The sequence below is a fragment of the Clostridium sp. CAG:43 genome, assembly GCF_000434655.1.
Classification (GTDB): domain Bacteria; phylum Bacillota; class Clostridia; order Lachnospirales; family Lachnospiraceae; genus Otoolea; species Otoolea fessa.
The window spans coordinates 16,452-29,069 of sequence record NZ_FR895112.1 but is presented as its reverse complement, the minus strand read 5'-3'; the positions used below and the strand labels follow the sequence as shown (position 1 = coordinate 29,069).

The 12,618-nt window shown below is 41.6% G+C and carries 15 protein-coding genes; all 15 read right to left on the bottom strand.

The features are described 5' to 3' along the window. The coding region (gene yfcC, locus QVO97_RS11070; RefSeq protein WP_288189699.1) for a putative basic amino acid antiporter YfcC at window positions 1-1,319 on the bottom strand (1,319 nt) is incomplete at its 3' end. Between the two features lie 167 nt (window positions 1,320-1,486). Continuing rightward, the gene (locus tag QVO97_RS11065; RefSeq protein WP_022360385.1) at window positions 1,487-1,609 is read right to left on the bottom strand and encodes a hypothetical protein; all 123 of its coding nucleotides are present in this window, start codon (window positions 1,607-1,609) and stop codon (window positions 1,487-1,489) included. 25 nt (window positions 1,610-1,634) lie between these two features. Next, window positions 1,635-1,898: an acylphosphatase gene (locus QVO97_RS11060; protein ID WP_022360384.1), complete on the bottom strand. Its 264-nt coding sequence runs from the start codon at window positions 1,896-1,898 to the stop codon at window positions 1,635-1,637. A 3-nt stretch (window positions 1,899-1,901) separates the two neighbouring features. Next, window positions 1,902-2,876, bottom strand: coding sequence for a Gfo/Idh/MocA family protein (locus QVO97_RS11055; RefSeq protein ID WP_022360383.1), 975 nt, complete (start codon window positions 2,874-2,876; stop codon window positions 1,902-1,904). 25 nt (window positions 2,877-2,901) lie between these two features. Continuing rightward, on the bottom strand, window positions 2,902-3,936 hold the full coding sequence (locus QVO97_RS11050) for an alcohol dehydrogenase (RefSeq protein WP_022360382.1): 1,035 nt from the start codon (window positions 3,934-3,936) through the stop codon (window positions 2,902-2,904). A gap of 21 nt (window positions 3,937-3,957) precedes the next feature. After that, entirely contained in the window at window positions 3,958-4,314 is a 357-nt protein-coding gene (locus QVO97_RS11045; protein ID WP_022360381.1) for a hypothetical protein, read from the bottom strand. A 295-nt stretch (window positions 4,315-4,609) separates the two neighbouring features. Continuing rightward, complete coding sequence (tnpB, locus tag QVO97_RS11040) at window positions 4,610-4,936, bottom strand: IS66 family insertion sequence element accessory protein TnpB (RefSeq protein ID WP_288189694.1); 327 nt, start codon at window positions 4,934-4,936, stop codon at window positions 4,610-4,612. A gap of 659 nt (window positions 4,937-5,595) precedes the next feature. Beyond that, complete coding sequence (locus tag QVO97_RS11035; RefSeq protein ID WP_022360379.1) at window positions 5,596-6,621, bottom strand: DUF262 domain-containing protein; 1,026 nt, start codon at window positions 6,619-6,621, stop codon at window positions 5,596-5,598. After that, the gene (locus tag QVO97_RS11030) at window positions 6,614-7,237 is read right to left on the bottom strand and encodes a hypothetical protein (RefSeq protein ID WP_022360378.1); all 624 of its coding nucleotides are present in this window, start codon (window positions 7,235-7,237) and stop codon (window positions 6,614-6,616) included. Before QVO97_RS11030 ends, QVO97_RS11035 begins: the two co-directional genes overlap by 8 nt. Window positions 7,238-7,452: 215 nt before the next feature. Beyond that, window positions 7,453-7,869, bottom strand: coding sequence for a YjdF family protein (locus QVO97_RS11025; protein WP_022360377.1), 417 nt, complete (start codon window positions 7,867-7,869; stop codon window positions 7,453-7,455). 305 nt (window positions 7,870-8,174) lie between these two features. Beyond that, window positions 8,175-8,645 (bottom strand): type III toxin-antitoxin system CptIN family toxin, encoded by a 471-nt coding sequence (gene cptIN, locus QVO97_RS12825; RefSeq protein ID WP_022360376.1) that lies wholly within the window; start codon window positions 8,643-8,645, stop codon window positions 8,175-8,177. Window positions 8,646-9,034: 389 nt separating this feature from the next. Further along, on the bottom strand, window positions 9,035-9,484 hold the full coding sequence (locus QVO97_RS11015; RefSeq protein WP_022360375.1) for a hypothetical protein: 450 nt from the start codon (window positions 9,482-9,484) through the stop codon (window positions 9,035-9,037). Between the two features lie 105 nt (window positions 9,485-9,589). Further along, complete coding sequence (locus QVO97_RS11010) at window positions 9,590-9,880, bottom strand: hypothetical protein (RefSeq protein WP_369678420.1); 291 nt, start codon at window positions 9,878-9,880, stop codon at window positions 9,590-9,592. Window positions 9,881-9,917: 37 nt separating this feature from the next. Next, entirely contained in the window at window positions 9,918-11,267 is a 1,350-nt protein-coding gene (locus tag QVO97_RS11005; RefSeq protein WP_022360373.1) for a plasmid recombination protein, read from the bottom strand. A gap of 335 nt (window positions 11,268-11,602) precedes the next feature. Further along, complete coding sequence (locus QVO97_RS11000; RefSeq protein WP_022360372.1) at window positions 11,603-12,583, bottom strand: AAA family ATPase; 981 nt, start codon at window positions 12,581-12,583, stop codon at window positions 11,603-11,605. Between the last annotated feature and the right edge of the window lie 35 nt (window positions 12,584-12,618).

Sequence of the window (12,618 nt, the reverse complement as noted above, 5' to 3'; positions counted from 1 at the left end):
GAAACACCTAACAGGTCTGACAGTGGAGCCATGATTGGCATTGTGATCGCAGCCTGTCCGGTTCCGGATACAACGAAGAAGTTGAATACGGACTGGAACAGATACATAAGTACTGCTGCAACTGCTCCGGAAACTCCAGACAATGCATTTGAAATATTATACATAATTGTATTAATAACTGTAGGCGTTGTCGGATCAGATCCACCAAGAACCTGCATGATACCCTGTGCCATAGCAACAACAAGTGCAGCACCTATCAGGTCTTTTGCTCCATCTTTAAATGATGTTGCGATATCATTCAGTTTCATATCGTTCAGTTTAAAGATAACTCCAATCACACCGGAAACAATTCCCATAATGAAGAACTGAGTAGCAATCTCTGGCATGTAGTATCCTTGAGTCATAACTCCCCAAACTACCCATACTACTGTAGCAGCCAGTGTCAGAAGAACTAAAATGTGTCCAAGACCAAATGAATGTCCTTCGTCAATTCCTGTTGTTTCATTCTGCTCACGGAAATATGAATCCGTCTTATATGCGATTGAGATTGTCGGATTCTTTTTAATCTTTGATGCATAGAACATAGTCATTCCACAGCCGAGTGCTGTAAATACGACCCACATTACCATACGGAATCCTGCTCCGGAGAATACGTCAATACCTGCAATTCCCTGTGCAATACCTACAGAGAATGGATTCATCCATGATGAACCGAAACCAATCTGTGTTGCAACATAAGTAACAAGAACTGCAATAACTGAATCGTATCCAACTGCTACAAACAACGGACAAAGAATCATAGTAAACGGAAGTGCTTCTTCTCCCATTCCAAAAACTGCTCCACCAAGAGAAAACAATACGAAAAGTATCGGAATCAGCAGTTTTTCTGCTCCCTTTGCCTTACGGATCAATCCAATCAATCCGGATTCAATCGCTCCTGTACGGATCATGATACCGAATGCACCGCCTACTACCATAAGAAATGCGATAATCTCGATTGCAGAACTGCTTACGATTCCGTTATACATATAGTTGAAGAATCCTGTTCCACCATCTCCACTAAAGAGTGCTACTCCTTCTGTTACTACATTTCCTGCATCATCTGTCAGATACTGGAAACTTCCGTCCTTGATTACTGTACGGGTTTTCTCAACACCATTGATCATATATGAAATATCCTGTGTTTCGTAAAATCCCTTTGGTACAAGAAATGTCAGAAGTGCTGCGATAACAACTACTAAAAAGATGATAATGTAGGTATCTGGCACTTGGAATCCCTTGTTAAAGGACTTTAGCCCTTTTTCTTCTTTTTGGCTCATTTTTGAGTCTCCTTCCCATTTTTTAATATACCATATTAGTCTACCATAGAATGCTAAAAAGCCAACTAAAAATTTACATGTTTTTTGTCATTTTCCTGTATTTTTATACACCAAAAAATGGAATTGGCTCTGGTAATGCAAATCATGACCACTGGCTTAGCCAGTAATTAGACTGCGCCTTCCGGAACCTGCGGAAAGGCCAGATCCTCAATCGTTCCATACTGAAGAGCCGCATTTCTCTCTTCCTCTGCCCAAAGTCTGCTTGGATGATTGGAAAAATTGATAAACATAGTAACATCCCCCTCGTTTTTATCTCTATTTTATTTTAAATCCACGTTCTTCTTCACAAGGAATCTCTGTGATCTCCATATTCGTCACGTTGATCCATCTCTGCTGCTGAATCCGAGCTAACATTTCCCGAATGGAAGCTTCGCTTCCCTGCACTTCCATCTCCACTCTTCCGTCCCACAGGTTCTCCACCCAGCCGGTCAGGCCAAGGGACTGGGCGATATAAAAGGAGCGGTAGCGGAAGCCGACGCCCTGGACATCACCTGAAAAAAAGATGTGTTTTCGTACCATAATTTACATCTCCTCCGGATACTGAAATCCCCATTCTTTTCTGAATTCCGTCATCATATCCATCACATCTTTTGTATAATCCAAATGCATGCATTCTGCATCCCCACGGATGGCTTTCTCCATATCCGCCAGCTCATAGGCCAGCGCATCTGCATGCTCACCGGTCTGAATCACTTCCGTTTCTCCGGAATCTGTATAGGTGATTCTCGCTTCCCAGCCTCTCGGATATTCCATGATTTCTATATATCCCTTTTCACAGGATACCATGCCTCTTTTCGGCTGCTTGGAATGCAGCGACAACATGACAGATGCCATCTGGCCTTCCTGATTCATCAGCAGCAATCCTGCTTGTTCATCCACTCCTGTAGGTGCCGGTTTTACCTGGGATAAAAGCTGATCCGGCTTGGAATCCATAAACCACCGAATAAAGGAAAGCGCGTACACCCCGATATCCAGCATGGCACCTCCTGCCAGGTTTTTATTAAAAAAGCGGTTGTTCATATCATATTCTTTGAAGCTTCCAAAATTCATAGTGATCAGATTCACCTTTCCAAGTTTCCCTGACTCAAGAATCTCTTTAAGCTTTTTATAGATCGGCATATGATAAATCGTCATGGCCTCACCTATGACGACGCCCTTTTTATCCGCCAGAGCAATTGCCTCATCCAGTTCCCGGCTGTTTAAGGTGATAGATTTTTCGACCAGAATGTGCTTTCCATTCTCAATTGCCCTGCGCATAAAATCAATATGGGTATTATGGGGAGTTGTGATATAGATTACATCAATATCCGGGTCTGTAAACATGTCATTATAATTATCATATACCTTTTTTATCCCATATTTTTCTGCAAATGCAACCGCTTTCTCATGGGTTCTGTTGCCCACCGCATCGATGTTTCGCCCGTTTTTCTTTAAGGCCACGGCCATTTCATTTGCAATCACTCCGGTTCCAAGAACTGCCCATCTGATGTTCTGCATGTATCTCCTACCTTTCTTTATCCAACTAGCACTCCACCGCTACCTTAATCACTCCATCTTTCTTGTTCTCAAAAAGCTCGTATGCATCTTCGATCCGGCTAAGCGGATAGGTATGGGTAATAAGCGGTTCCGTATCGATCTTGCCCTCTGCAATGAGGCGAAGCGTCTCCTCACAGTCGCATCCATCTACACCGCCGGTTTTAAAGGTAAGATTCTTGCCATACATATCCGGAAGCGGCAGCGTCTGGGCTTCGTCATAGAGCGCTACCACTGTGACGATTGCATTAGGCCTTGCACATTCCCAGGCTAACCGGAAAGTAGAGGGGGCTCCTGCCACCTCAAGGACTACATCGGCTCCGCCGTGATCACTGTTTTTCTGAACATATTCCAGACATTCCTCCGGTAAAACGGTGTATACATCTGGATAGTGCTCCTTTATAAAGCGGACGCGGTTTTCATCTTTCTCGCAGACAATAATTCGTTTCGGTTTCTTTAACATTACGCAGAGAAGGGTACAGATACCCGTCGGATCGGCACCGATGATCAGAACTGTATCTTTCTCCGTGATCTCAGAGATTCTCGACGCCCAATAACCGGTCGCCAGCACATCTCCCACAAACAGTGCCTGCCGGTCTGTCACTCCATCCGGAATCTTATTTAATCCCTGATCCGCAAATGGAACCCGCACATATTCGGCCTGCCCGCCATCGATACGGCATCCCAGGGCCCAGCCGCCATTCTCGTCCGTACAGTTATTTACATATCCATTTTTACAGAAAAAGCATTCACCGCAGAAGGTCTCTACGTTTACAGTGACTCTGTCCCCCGGCTTCACATGGGTCACCGCTGACCCAACTTCTTCCACAATTCCTACCATCTCATGACCGACTGTAATTCCAGGGACCGCCCGCGGCACACTTCCGTGTTTGATATGCAGATCACTGGAACAGATGCTGGCCAGTGTTACCTTTACAATCGCATCCCGTTCGTGCATAAGCACCGGTTTTGGTTTTTCCACTAATTCAAACTTTCCCTTAGAAATATATGTATATGCCTGCATTGCTTAACCCCCTTCTTTCTATTATTCATATTGAATCCTATTATAGGCGAAACTTGGAGTTATTAGCAAGATTTGCCGTAAAAAACATGCTTCTGCTTCATTGAAACATTCCGCGTACATGATGGCTAGTTCCAACTGCTGGCAGGCTCCGGTATCATATGTCATTTTTTCAGAAGAACGTCCAAAGCGAGTTGCCTGCGCAAGGTTCCATTTTTCAAGGATCACCTGCATCTGCTGGTTTGTCCGTTTCAACTCATCCGTAAGAACAGCCAGCTGGCTACGTAATTCTTTTTCCTGCTCCATGCTTTCAAGCAAGAGCTGCAGGATATCTTTTTTATTCAGTTTTGCCAGCTGTTCTTTTGATAACGCAAGTGCCATACGGACGATCAGTCTCCTTCGCTTTTATGGATCCAGTATAACAGAAGAAGCGAAAAAACACAAAAATCAGACCGATATCTTTTCGGTATTTTGACGGTGGAAAACTCCTGCTCCAAAAGCAGTTCTTTCTGTAGAGAATACCTTCCAGGCTGCCTGAAAACAGGTGGATCCGGCTTACTTTTCATGTAGCAGAGAAGACTGTCCACAATTCATGTTAAGCGGATAAAAAACAGAACTTTTTATCCCCATACAGGCTTTCGAATCAAACAGAAAACTTCTCTGTTTTGTACAAAAGTCACACTGGATGTTTTGGATCGATCTTATGGATAGATGGATCTATGGAGTATCCGCTCATGAGCAGATGATACTGCTCCGAAGTGATGTTCCGGGCTTCCGCTTCCGATCGGGGCCATTGAAAAGTTCCCGCCTCCAGCCGCTTATAAATAAGCAGGAAGCCGTCTTCCTCCCAGACCAGCCCTTTGATCTTCCGGTTACTGGAACCACAGAAGAATTTGAGCGTTAACATTTCATTTGGATCAGCTGTTACAGACCTCTGCACAGGGAACTGCTTTGGCTGCGTTACTTCAACAAAGCCGCTTTCTACAAGCAGGGCCTCTTTCACTTTGCGGAGCCAGTAATAATAAGAGTCTCATGAAAGCTGATGCTGTGCACAATAATCTTTGACAGACAGACCAGATTCGTTGCGCTCCTGAATAATAGCAGCCCAGTTTTTTACACGGATCTGTGCTGTGGCAAGTTTGGTGTTCATAATTGACCTCCTAGTGTGAAAAATGGGAAAAGTGTATTGTACAACTTTTCCAACATTATCTCAAACTTGGAGGTGTAGTTCTAGAGATGTGTGGTTTACCATTTACGGTCGAAATGTTCCAAGACAAACTCAAACCAGATAAATAAGCACGACAAAAGCCCTTAGCTATGAGTTTTATACCCACAGCTAAGGGCTTTTTAGATAAATATGGATTTATTTGTTGCACAACCACCTGTCAATCATTCTCTAACCCTAAAACCACTGGATTACAAGAATAATGGCTCTCATGCAACCGTTATCAAATTGTTATCAAAAGACTTTTAAAAGTGCTGCAAACCCGCATAAACACTGGATTTCCGAGCTCAATTTTTTTATTCAAACTCCTCGGCGGATAATTTGAACTGGCTGCTTTTCTCTGCTTTTTAAAGGATTTATTATCCATATTCTTCAAAAAATGCTCTCGTATTTGTGCCAGTCCAAATTTTTAGAGCCAAAATAGAGCCATCTAAAATTCAATTTTCCATAACTGGTTCTATTATTTCTTTCCTCAAAAAATTGCCTCTTTCCACCCGCGCTTTTCTACTATTTGTTCCGGTATAAATATATGAATAAAATTTTGCATATTGATTAGTATCAGCATTACTGCTTTTATTTGCTTCTACTTTACTCTCCACTTCTTGTAAATACTCTCTTAATATTTTTCTTTTCTTCGCTATTTTTTCAAATTCTTTAAAAATCTCAATAAACATTGTAAAATAACAGGATTTTCTCATCCACAACGAATCGTTCAACAAAGATAATTCATTTATGAAAGAGAATACATCAACTATCTTCTTCTTTACATTGTTTTTATCTGGATAATTCTCATTATACGTAGCAACATATTTTTCAATATATTTGTCTCCAACAAAATACCCTCCCTCTTGAACAGTCGACATAATAAGCAAAATGAATAATAAATCATCCATTCTACTTATTTTAGAATCACTAAAAAACGGTAATTTAGTAACATCTACTTCTTCTAAAATTTCTTTCGCTGTTGCAATAAACTCTCCGTCATATATCGCATTATGTAATTCAATTGAATTCAGTGCATATTGCGTCGAGTTTATTCTTTTAAAGACCTCCTTTATATTTTCAGGAGAGATATCTCCTAAATCTCGAATCAATAAGGTATAGTTAAGAAAGTCTTCTTTTTCATCTTTGCTAAGATTTCTATACTTTTTTACAATATTCCCAAAGACCGTTGATTCCTCTGGTTCATCTATATACTCAACAATTGTATGTAATCTTTGTTGTCCATCAACCACAACTTCTTCTGATTCAATAGTTTCTATATCTATCCCTCTTTGTGCAACATATATTTCTGGTACGGGATACCCTTCCAATATTGTGTCAATAAATTTTTCTTTATGCTTATTATTCCACACGAATCTTCTTTGAAAATCGGGTTGCAAAATAAGATTCTCTCTTTTTATATCTTTATATAAAGCTGATATTTTTCTATTACTAGGGGAAGTTGTGATCTGTTTACTCATTTCCGGTCTCCTTTTCTACCTTTAATATTTGTATGTATTCTTTCAAACTATTTATCGCATAATATTCTAAATAATTATAGCTTTTATAAACACCTGCGCTCACTTTATAATTTCCAACTTCACTTTTATCATATGAAATTGTATTAAAAAAATCAAACCAGTTTGTTTTTAAATCAATTCCTTCAATTTTGATTGGTAATAAATCCGGTCTCATCCAGCCTTTTGCCATATACTTCAAAAATTTAATATAATTCTTATACTCCCGTTCTACTAATCTTTCTCTAGAACGTTCTAAATCATACTGAAATTTCCGAATATATTTCAAATATCTATCGTACAGTTCCTCGCTAACAATCGCTACATCTATATCAGAATCATAATTAAATTCTCTTCCTTTTAAATAACTAAATCCCAATTTTCCTGAACCTACAATATATACTTGATAATAGTCAATGGAAAAATGTTTTCCAATTCTATTTCTAAATTCAAAAAATTCATCTTCACGACCATTAAAAACATAGGGGATTCCATGAATTATAAACTTTCGTGCAAAATCGAGAATATCCTCATCATTCCTGCAGCACATCAATAATGCATCAAATTCATCTTTTGTCATCATCAGCCTCTTTTATCTACAATCCAATATTGTGCTAGCACCACGTATTTATATCCGCTAAAGAAATATATCATTGCTTCCGTTACACAACATAAACTGCATTCTATTAAATCATTACCAGTATCACTTTTACAATCGACAACTTCTGTAAAATGAATATTCTAAACTCACTAAAGAGTAACAATGTGTATTTTAACAAAAAGCCGGGGCAGGCATTACCTACCCCTATGCTTCTCTTTCCTTTTCTGCTGTTTCAGTTCAAACTGCCGCTGTTTCTCTACTTCCCGTTTTTCCCGGCTCACAGTCTTACGTTCAGTTTTCAACTGCTCCTGCTGTAATTTCAAAGCCTGTTGCGACTTCGTGCCTATCCCGGTATTCTGTACCTGTTTTCGCACTTCTCTCTGTACCCGTTTCGGATTGCGACCAGCTTCTTTTACATCAGTTGCCACAGCCGGACTAAATTTCAGTCGATAGTAGTTTTTCAGAACAAACTCATATATCTCATAATCTTTCGGCTCCACTCCAAACGTAACCTTGCATACAGATAACTTTCCCTCCGATATGCGTTCAAAAACGCCTATCCAGAATGGTTCCTCAAAAAATACTATCAATCTACCCGATACTTTGTCCATGACAATTCCTCCTTAAATAATTGTACTGAACAAAGAACGGACGACCCTAAGGAGGGAGGGCTACTTACACCAAAGTGGTGTGGCCGGACTACCTACCGGCTCTATAAGAGATATTATCCCTTACGTTGTGTTTTTATCTCTGTTCCTTGATTTTACCATACTATCAGCGATTTTTCTACAAGAAATAAAGGGCACAGCAACTGCTATGCCCCGAACTTCTATAATTCCAACGCTCTCTCAATTTTCTGTTTCTTCTCTATCTACATGGCGCTAGCGCCATGTAATTATTACACCAACAGGGAAAGCTATCTGCACTCCCTCAGTTTCTCTAATATTGCCATAACATCCGGCTGCGTTGGAGTAAACTTGATGCCACGCTTCAACATCCCCATAACTTTTCTCGCTTTCTGCTCAATCTCTCTGGCGGTATGCTCACTCGTCAGCATCAGATGATTTCCGGCGATTGTATATTCCCGTTCTATGTATTCTTCTGTTATCGGAAACATATCTTGTATCAGAAATGCACTCTCCCGGCTGTCGTCCAGTTTGACGATATGGAGAATGTCGCAAGGTTTCCCGGCTTTTTCTTTTTTCTCCATAATCCGTCTGTATTTGTCAATGCGGCTAGACAATGGTATCATCCAGTATATCCCGGTACTTGTATCTTCAAAACAGTAATAATGCGGTCTATTTCCAGCCTTATTACCTTTGAGATACGGGTCTGGCATATCTTCAAAAAATTTATCCTTGATAATATAAAAGCCTGTTTTCTTCATTTGCCTGTCCTCATTACGGAAAAGTCCCTCGCCTTGTGGCGAAGGACTATACTTTCAACCCAACCATTTATATACCGCATATCGGTCAGCGGTAAACTTTCAACCCGACCATTTATATACCACATATCGGTCAGTGGTAGACTTTCTTTGTACTTACATTCTAGCAAGCGCAAAGAGGAAAGTCAATAGAACGTCCCATTAAAATTTTATGCAGATAACCGCTAATTATTCCCGTTACGCAGTAAAAGCTGGATTTGAGCGATATAGGTGCAAAATATCACCCATGCCATTTTTGCACTCTTAAACCCTCATAAAATAAGCGTTCCAAATGCTCTAAAGCGTAACATTGCTTCGCAACCATATTGTCCGACAAATATGTATTTGTGTTTTTATAATTTTTGTATTTCTTTCAATGCTTTTTGAATATCCTTATAAACCAATGGTTGCATACTATTGTCATAACCAGATATATCTGCCTTATGAAGTGCTGAAAGAATATCATCCTTTAATTCCGGCTTATATTTTGCAATAATCGGCAGCAACTTGATACATTGTCTTGCTGTAATGGGCTTAACATCTGTTATGTGTTTTAAATATCTATCAATAATTTCATCAATCTTATAATCTTTATCCCATTTTGCATTATAGGCAAGTAGTGTAAGCCCTCTTGTGCGAATATAAGAATTATCGTTATCAAGCATATCACTCAACCTATCCATATAAGAATAAACACAATCCGTTTCTTCACTTTCTTTTATCAATTCCTGTAATGCCCTATATGCGACATTATTATTTTTATCGAATAGTAAATCAAATATTTTTGCTATATTATACGACACAATATCCTCCTGTACAAGCACCGATTTATTGTTCTAAGTATAACACATCATCACATAATTTGTCACAAGAAATAAAGGACACAGCCACCGCCATGCCCCAAGTTCCTACCGTTCCAACGCTCTCTCTATTTTCTGTTTCTGTCCTCTCAAATCATTCTGCTTCTCATACAAGCTGTCACGTTCTTTACAGAGTGATTTCATCCGCTCCAACTGCGCCTTCACTCCCTCCCGACAATCCGGCTTTATCCGTTTATATTCCCCGGTCAGACTGCGTATCTCATTATTGTTTGATTTTATCTGCTCCGACACACATATCCAGTCAATCAGATTGCGAACTTCCATATCTGTATCATACAAATCTGTTTCCGAAAGGATTCTCGCACACAGCCGAACCATGACTTTTTTCTCCATATCTGTCACTGTATCAATCCCCCTATCTGCTCATTTCAAATGCACGTTTCGGGTGCTTATTTACCTTTTCGGCCCGTTCCAGAGCCTTAGACCGCTCTACTATCGACTGTACCTGTTCTCTGCTGAAATAACGCTCTAAACGCCCCAAATCTACTGCTTTTTCCTGCAATCGGTCTATAGTGTCGCTCTGCTCCATGACCTTATCTGTCAGGCGGCTGATCTGCTGTTCCTGCCGGGTAACTTTTTCTTTCAGTTTCTTCCCCTGTTCCGCAAGCTGGACACATTTAACCGTCAGTGCTTTTATCGTTTCTTTCAGTTTCTCCACAAGCGGCAAAGCCTTTTTATCCTTATAAGCCTTTGCAGACATCAACGCAGCCGGCTCCGGCAACTGCCACTTCTCGTCCTCGTCATAAGCGTATATGTTCCGTTCCATGACCGCCTTAGACTGAACCATTTTCTCAATCTCCTGTTGTAATTTCTTCTGTTGCTTCTCTAATTTCTCATTGTCAGATAACAGCTTTTCCTTATCCTCCGCCAGCGTTGCCGCCTGCTCTTTCAGCAAATCGCTTGTTTCTGAAAGTTCCGATACTTCCCGCCGAATTGCTTCGCCCTCCTGTCGTATCTGCTCAGTTTCCTGTTCCGCTTTCTTCTGCTGAATTTGAATATCCGATAATCGCTCTTTTCCGTCAGAAATAGATTGCTCCAGTTCTGCGACTTCCTTTGCCCGCTCCTTTTTCTCAAAATCCAGAACGGACAAATGCTTCTCATGTGTGCCTTTCTTCTCCCACTCAATCCCATGTTCCAGCATAACAGCGGCAAGATGCTTTTTTTCATAAGCTACCCACTGATTTAATTCCGTTTCCCTCCTCGTACCACCTTTAAATCCCAGTGCAGATAACGCTTGTTTTAGTGATACTCTTGTATCAAGCCCCCGCTTACTTCCTGTTGTATACGGTACAAAATCTATATGCAAGTGGGGCGTTGCTTCGTCCATATGAAGATAGGCGCTGAATACTCTCAACGTAGGATTTCGTCGCTGGAAGTCCTGCATATATTTATCAAGAACCTTTGCCGCAAGCTGTCCATTCTCCGTCTTTGCTCCCATGTTGTCCTTATCTCCGATTTGCAGAATAATCTCATGGAATGGCTTCTCCTGCTTACCGAAACGGATTTTCTCATAGTAATCGTCAATCCGACGGTCACTTCTGGTCTGCTTCTCATTGTACTGGGCGAGTGCTTCATCAAATAATTCGTGATATACGTCCTTAACATTTTCGTTGCAGTATTCCACATTCAGACAACTTCGCTCCGGATCCGTATTCTTTGCATGGAATTTTCTGCTGTTATGGTTGACAGAACCTTTCCCTGTCATAAAGCTGATTGTTCGCTTCAATCAATGTCCTTTCTCCCTGTCCGGGTAATCAGCGCCGGATACGGCGCATAGGCTTTGTTACTTTCGCCGAAAGTAACGCAAAAGCACTTTTGACAGGCTCCGCTCTATCAAAAGCTGCCTTTGCGCTCTGCCGAGGGCTTTTCCGTCCTGAGGGCTTTTCCGTCCTACGGGCGGGCGGCTTCCAGCCGCTTTATATCGCCGCTTCCCACCCCATTCAAGTTCAAGACCGCAACAATGCAAAGTCTATATCTTTTGCAACCTTGCAGATATCAAGCCCGCAAATCCTATATACTCTGCATTGTTGCGCTGTTGCCTTATTCCGGCTTGATTTTATCCAGTTCCCAATACCACGAATTGTTTATCCGCCTTGCTCTGATACCCAATTCCTTTTTCGCATTTTCAAGCGTCCGTCTGGATATACCCTGTTCCTCCGCTAGATTGAAAATCTCATTGCTCTGCATGGCATTGTTTGTTTCCGCTACCTCCCGGAGCAAACGCTTCGCCTGTTCCAGCTTATTCGCTTTCGGAGCGATACCACCCAGCACTTCATCAGCGGTAATCTCATAATCTCCGAGCCAGTGAAAACCGTCCTCCGACAACTCAAAGGCTTTCGGGTGTCCAAACGCCGCCAGATTGTTTTTTATCTGGACTACCGCCCTTATATTCGCTTCGCCCTCCACTCTGCCGACTAGCAGGACGCTCCTTGCTACCGCAAAGAAATCAATGGAACCCATGCCCCGGTATGCCGCCTTATTTCCAGCCGCTTTGTTCATGTGCCCTACAAGTACAATGGCACATTGATATTTCTCCGCCAGAGCCGCCAGCTTCTTTGTCATATCCCTTGCTTCATTTGCCCGATTCATATCCATACCACCGCCAAGATATGCCTGTATCGGATCTAAAATCAGCAGCTTCGCCTTTGTCCTTATGACTGCTTCTTCCAGCCGTTCATCTATCATGGAAAGTGATTTTATGCTCTCGTCTATGACAGAAATATTTTCACAGTTTGCTCCTGCCGCTTCCAGCCGGGGTTTCACCGTATCGGCCAGCCCGTCCTCCGCACTCTGATAAATCACCGCTAGCGGCTCCGTCAGTTTCATCTCACCGTCTATGCCCTCGCCCTTTGACAGCTTCGCCGCTATATTCAGTACAAGCGTTGTCTTACCGTCCCCCGGATCGCCCTGCACAATCGTCAGCTTCCCATAGGGGATAAACGGATACCACAGCCACGCTACCTCTTGCGACTGTATTTCCGACATTTTAATCATCTGTAATTCTGTTCTGGTTTCCTCCATAATGTCCTCCATTTCTGAAAAATTTCGTTGTCACC

Excerpts from the sequence above, each read along its gene's own strand:
- cptIN (WP_022360376.1), bottom strand. The coding sequence starts at position 8,645 with ATGAAGAAAACAGGCTTTTATATTATCAAGGATAAATTTTTTGAAGAT.
- QVO97_RS11055 (WP_022360383.1), bottom strand. The coding sequence starts at position 2,876 with ATGCAGAACATCAGATGGGCAGTTCTTGGAACCGGAGTGATTGCAAAT.
- QVO97_RS11030 (WP_022360378.1), bottom strand. The coding sequence starts at position 7,237 with ATGACAAAAGATGAATTTGATGCATTATTGATGTGCTGCAGGAATGAT.
- QVO97_RS11005 (WP_022360373.1), bottom strand. The coding sequence starts at position 11,267 with ATGACAGGGAAAGGTTCTGTCAACCATAACAGCAGAAAATTCCATGCA.
- QVO97_RS11045 (WP_022360381.1), bottom strand. The coding sequence starts at position 4,314 with ATGGCACTTGCGTTATCAAAAGAACAGCTGGCAAAACTGAATAAAAAA.
- QVO97_RS11000 (WP_022360372.1), bottom strand. The coding sequence starts at position 12,583 with ATGGAGGAAACCAGAACAGAATTACAGATGATTAAAATGTCGGAAATA.
- QVO97_RS11050 (WP_022360382.1), bottom strand. The coding sequence starts at position 3,936 with ATGCAGGCATATACATATATTTCTAAGGGAAAGTTTGAATTAGTGGAA.
- QVO97_RS11065 (WP_022360385.1), bottom strand. The coding sequence starts at position 1,609 with ATGTTTATCAATTTTTCCAATCATCCAAGCAGACTTTGGGCAGAGGAA.
- QVO97_RS11010 (WP_369678420.1), bottom strand. The coding sequence starts at position 9,880 with ATGGTTCGGCTGTGTGCGAGAATCCTTTCGGAAACAGATTTGTATGAT.
- QVO97_RS11025 (WP_022360377.1), bottom strand. The coding sequence starts at position 7,869 with ATGGACAAAGTATCGGGTAGATTGATAGTATTTTTTGAGGAACCATTC.
- QVO97_RS11035 (WP_022360379.1), bottom strand. The coding sequence starts at position 6,621 with ATGAGTAAACAGATCACAACTTCCCCTAGTAATAGAAAAATATCAGCT.
- QVO97_RS11060 (WP_022360384.1), bottom strand. The coding sequence starts at position 1,898 with ATGGTACGAAAACACATCTTTTTTTCAGGTGATGTCCAGGGCGTCGGC.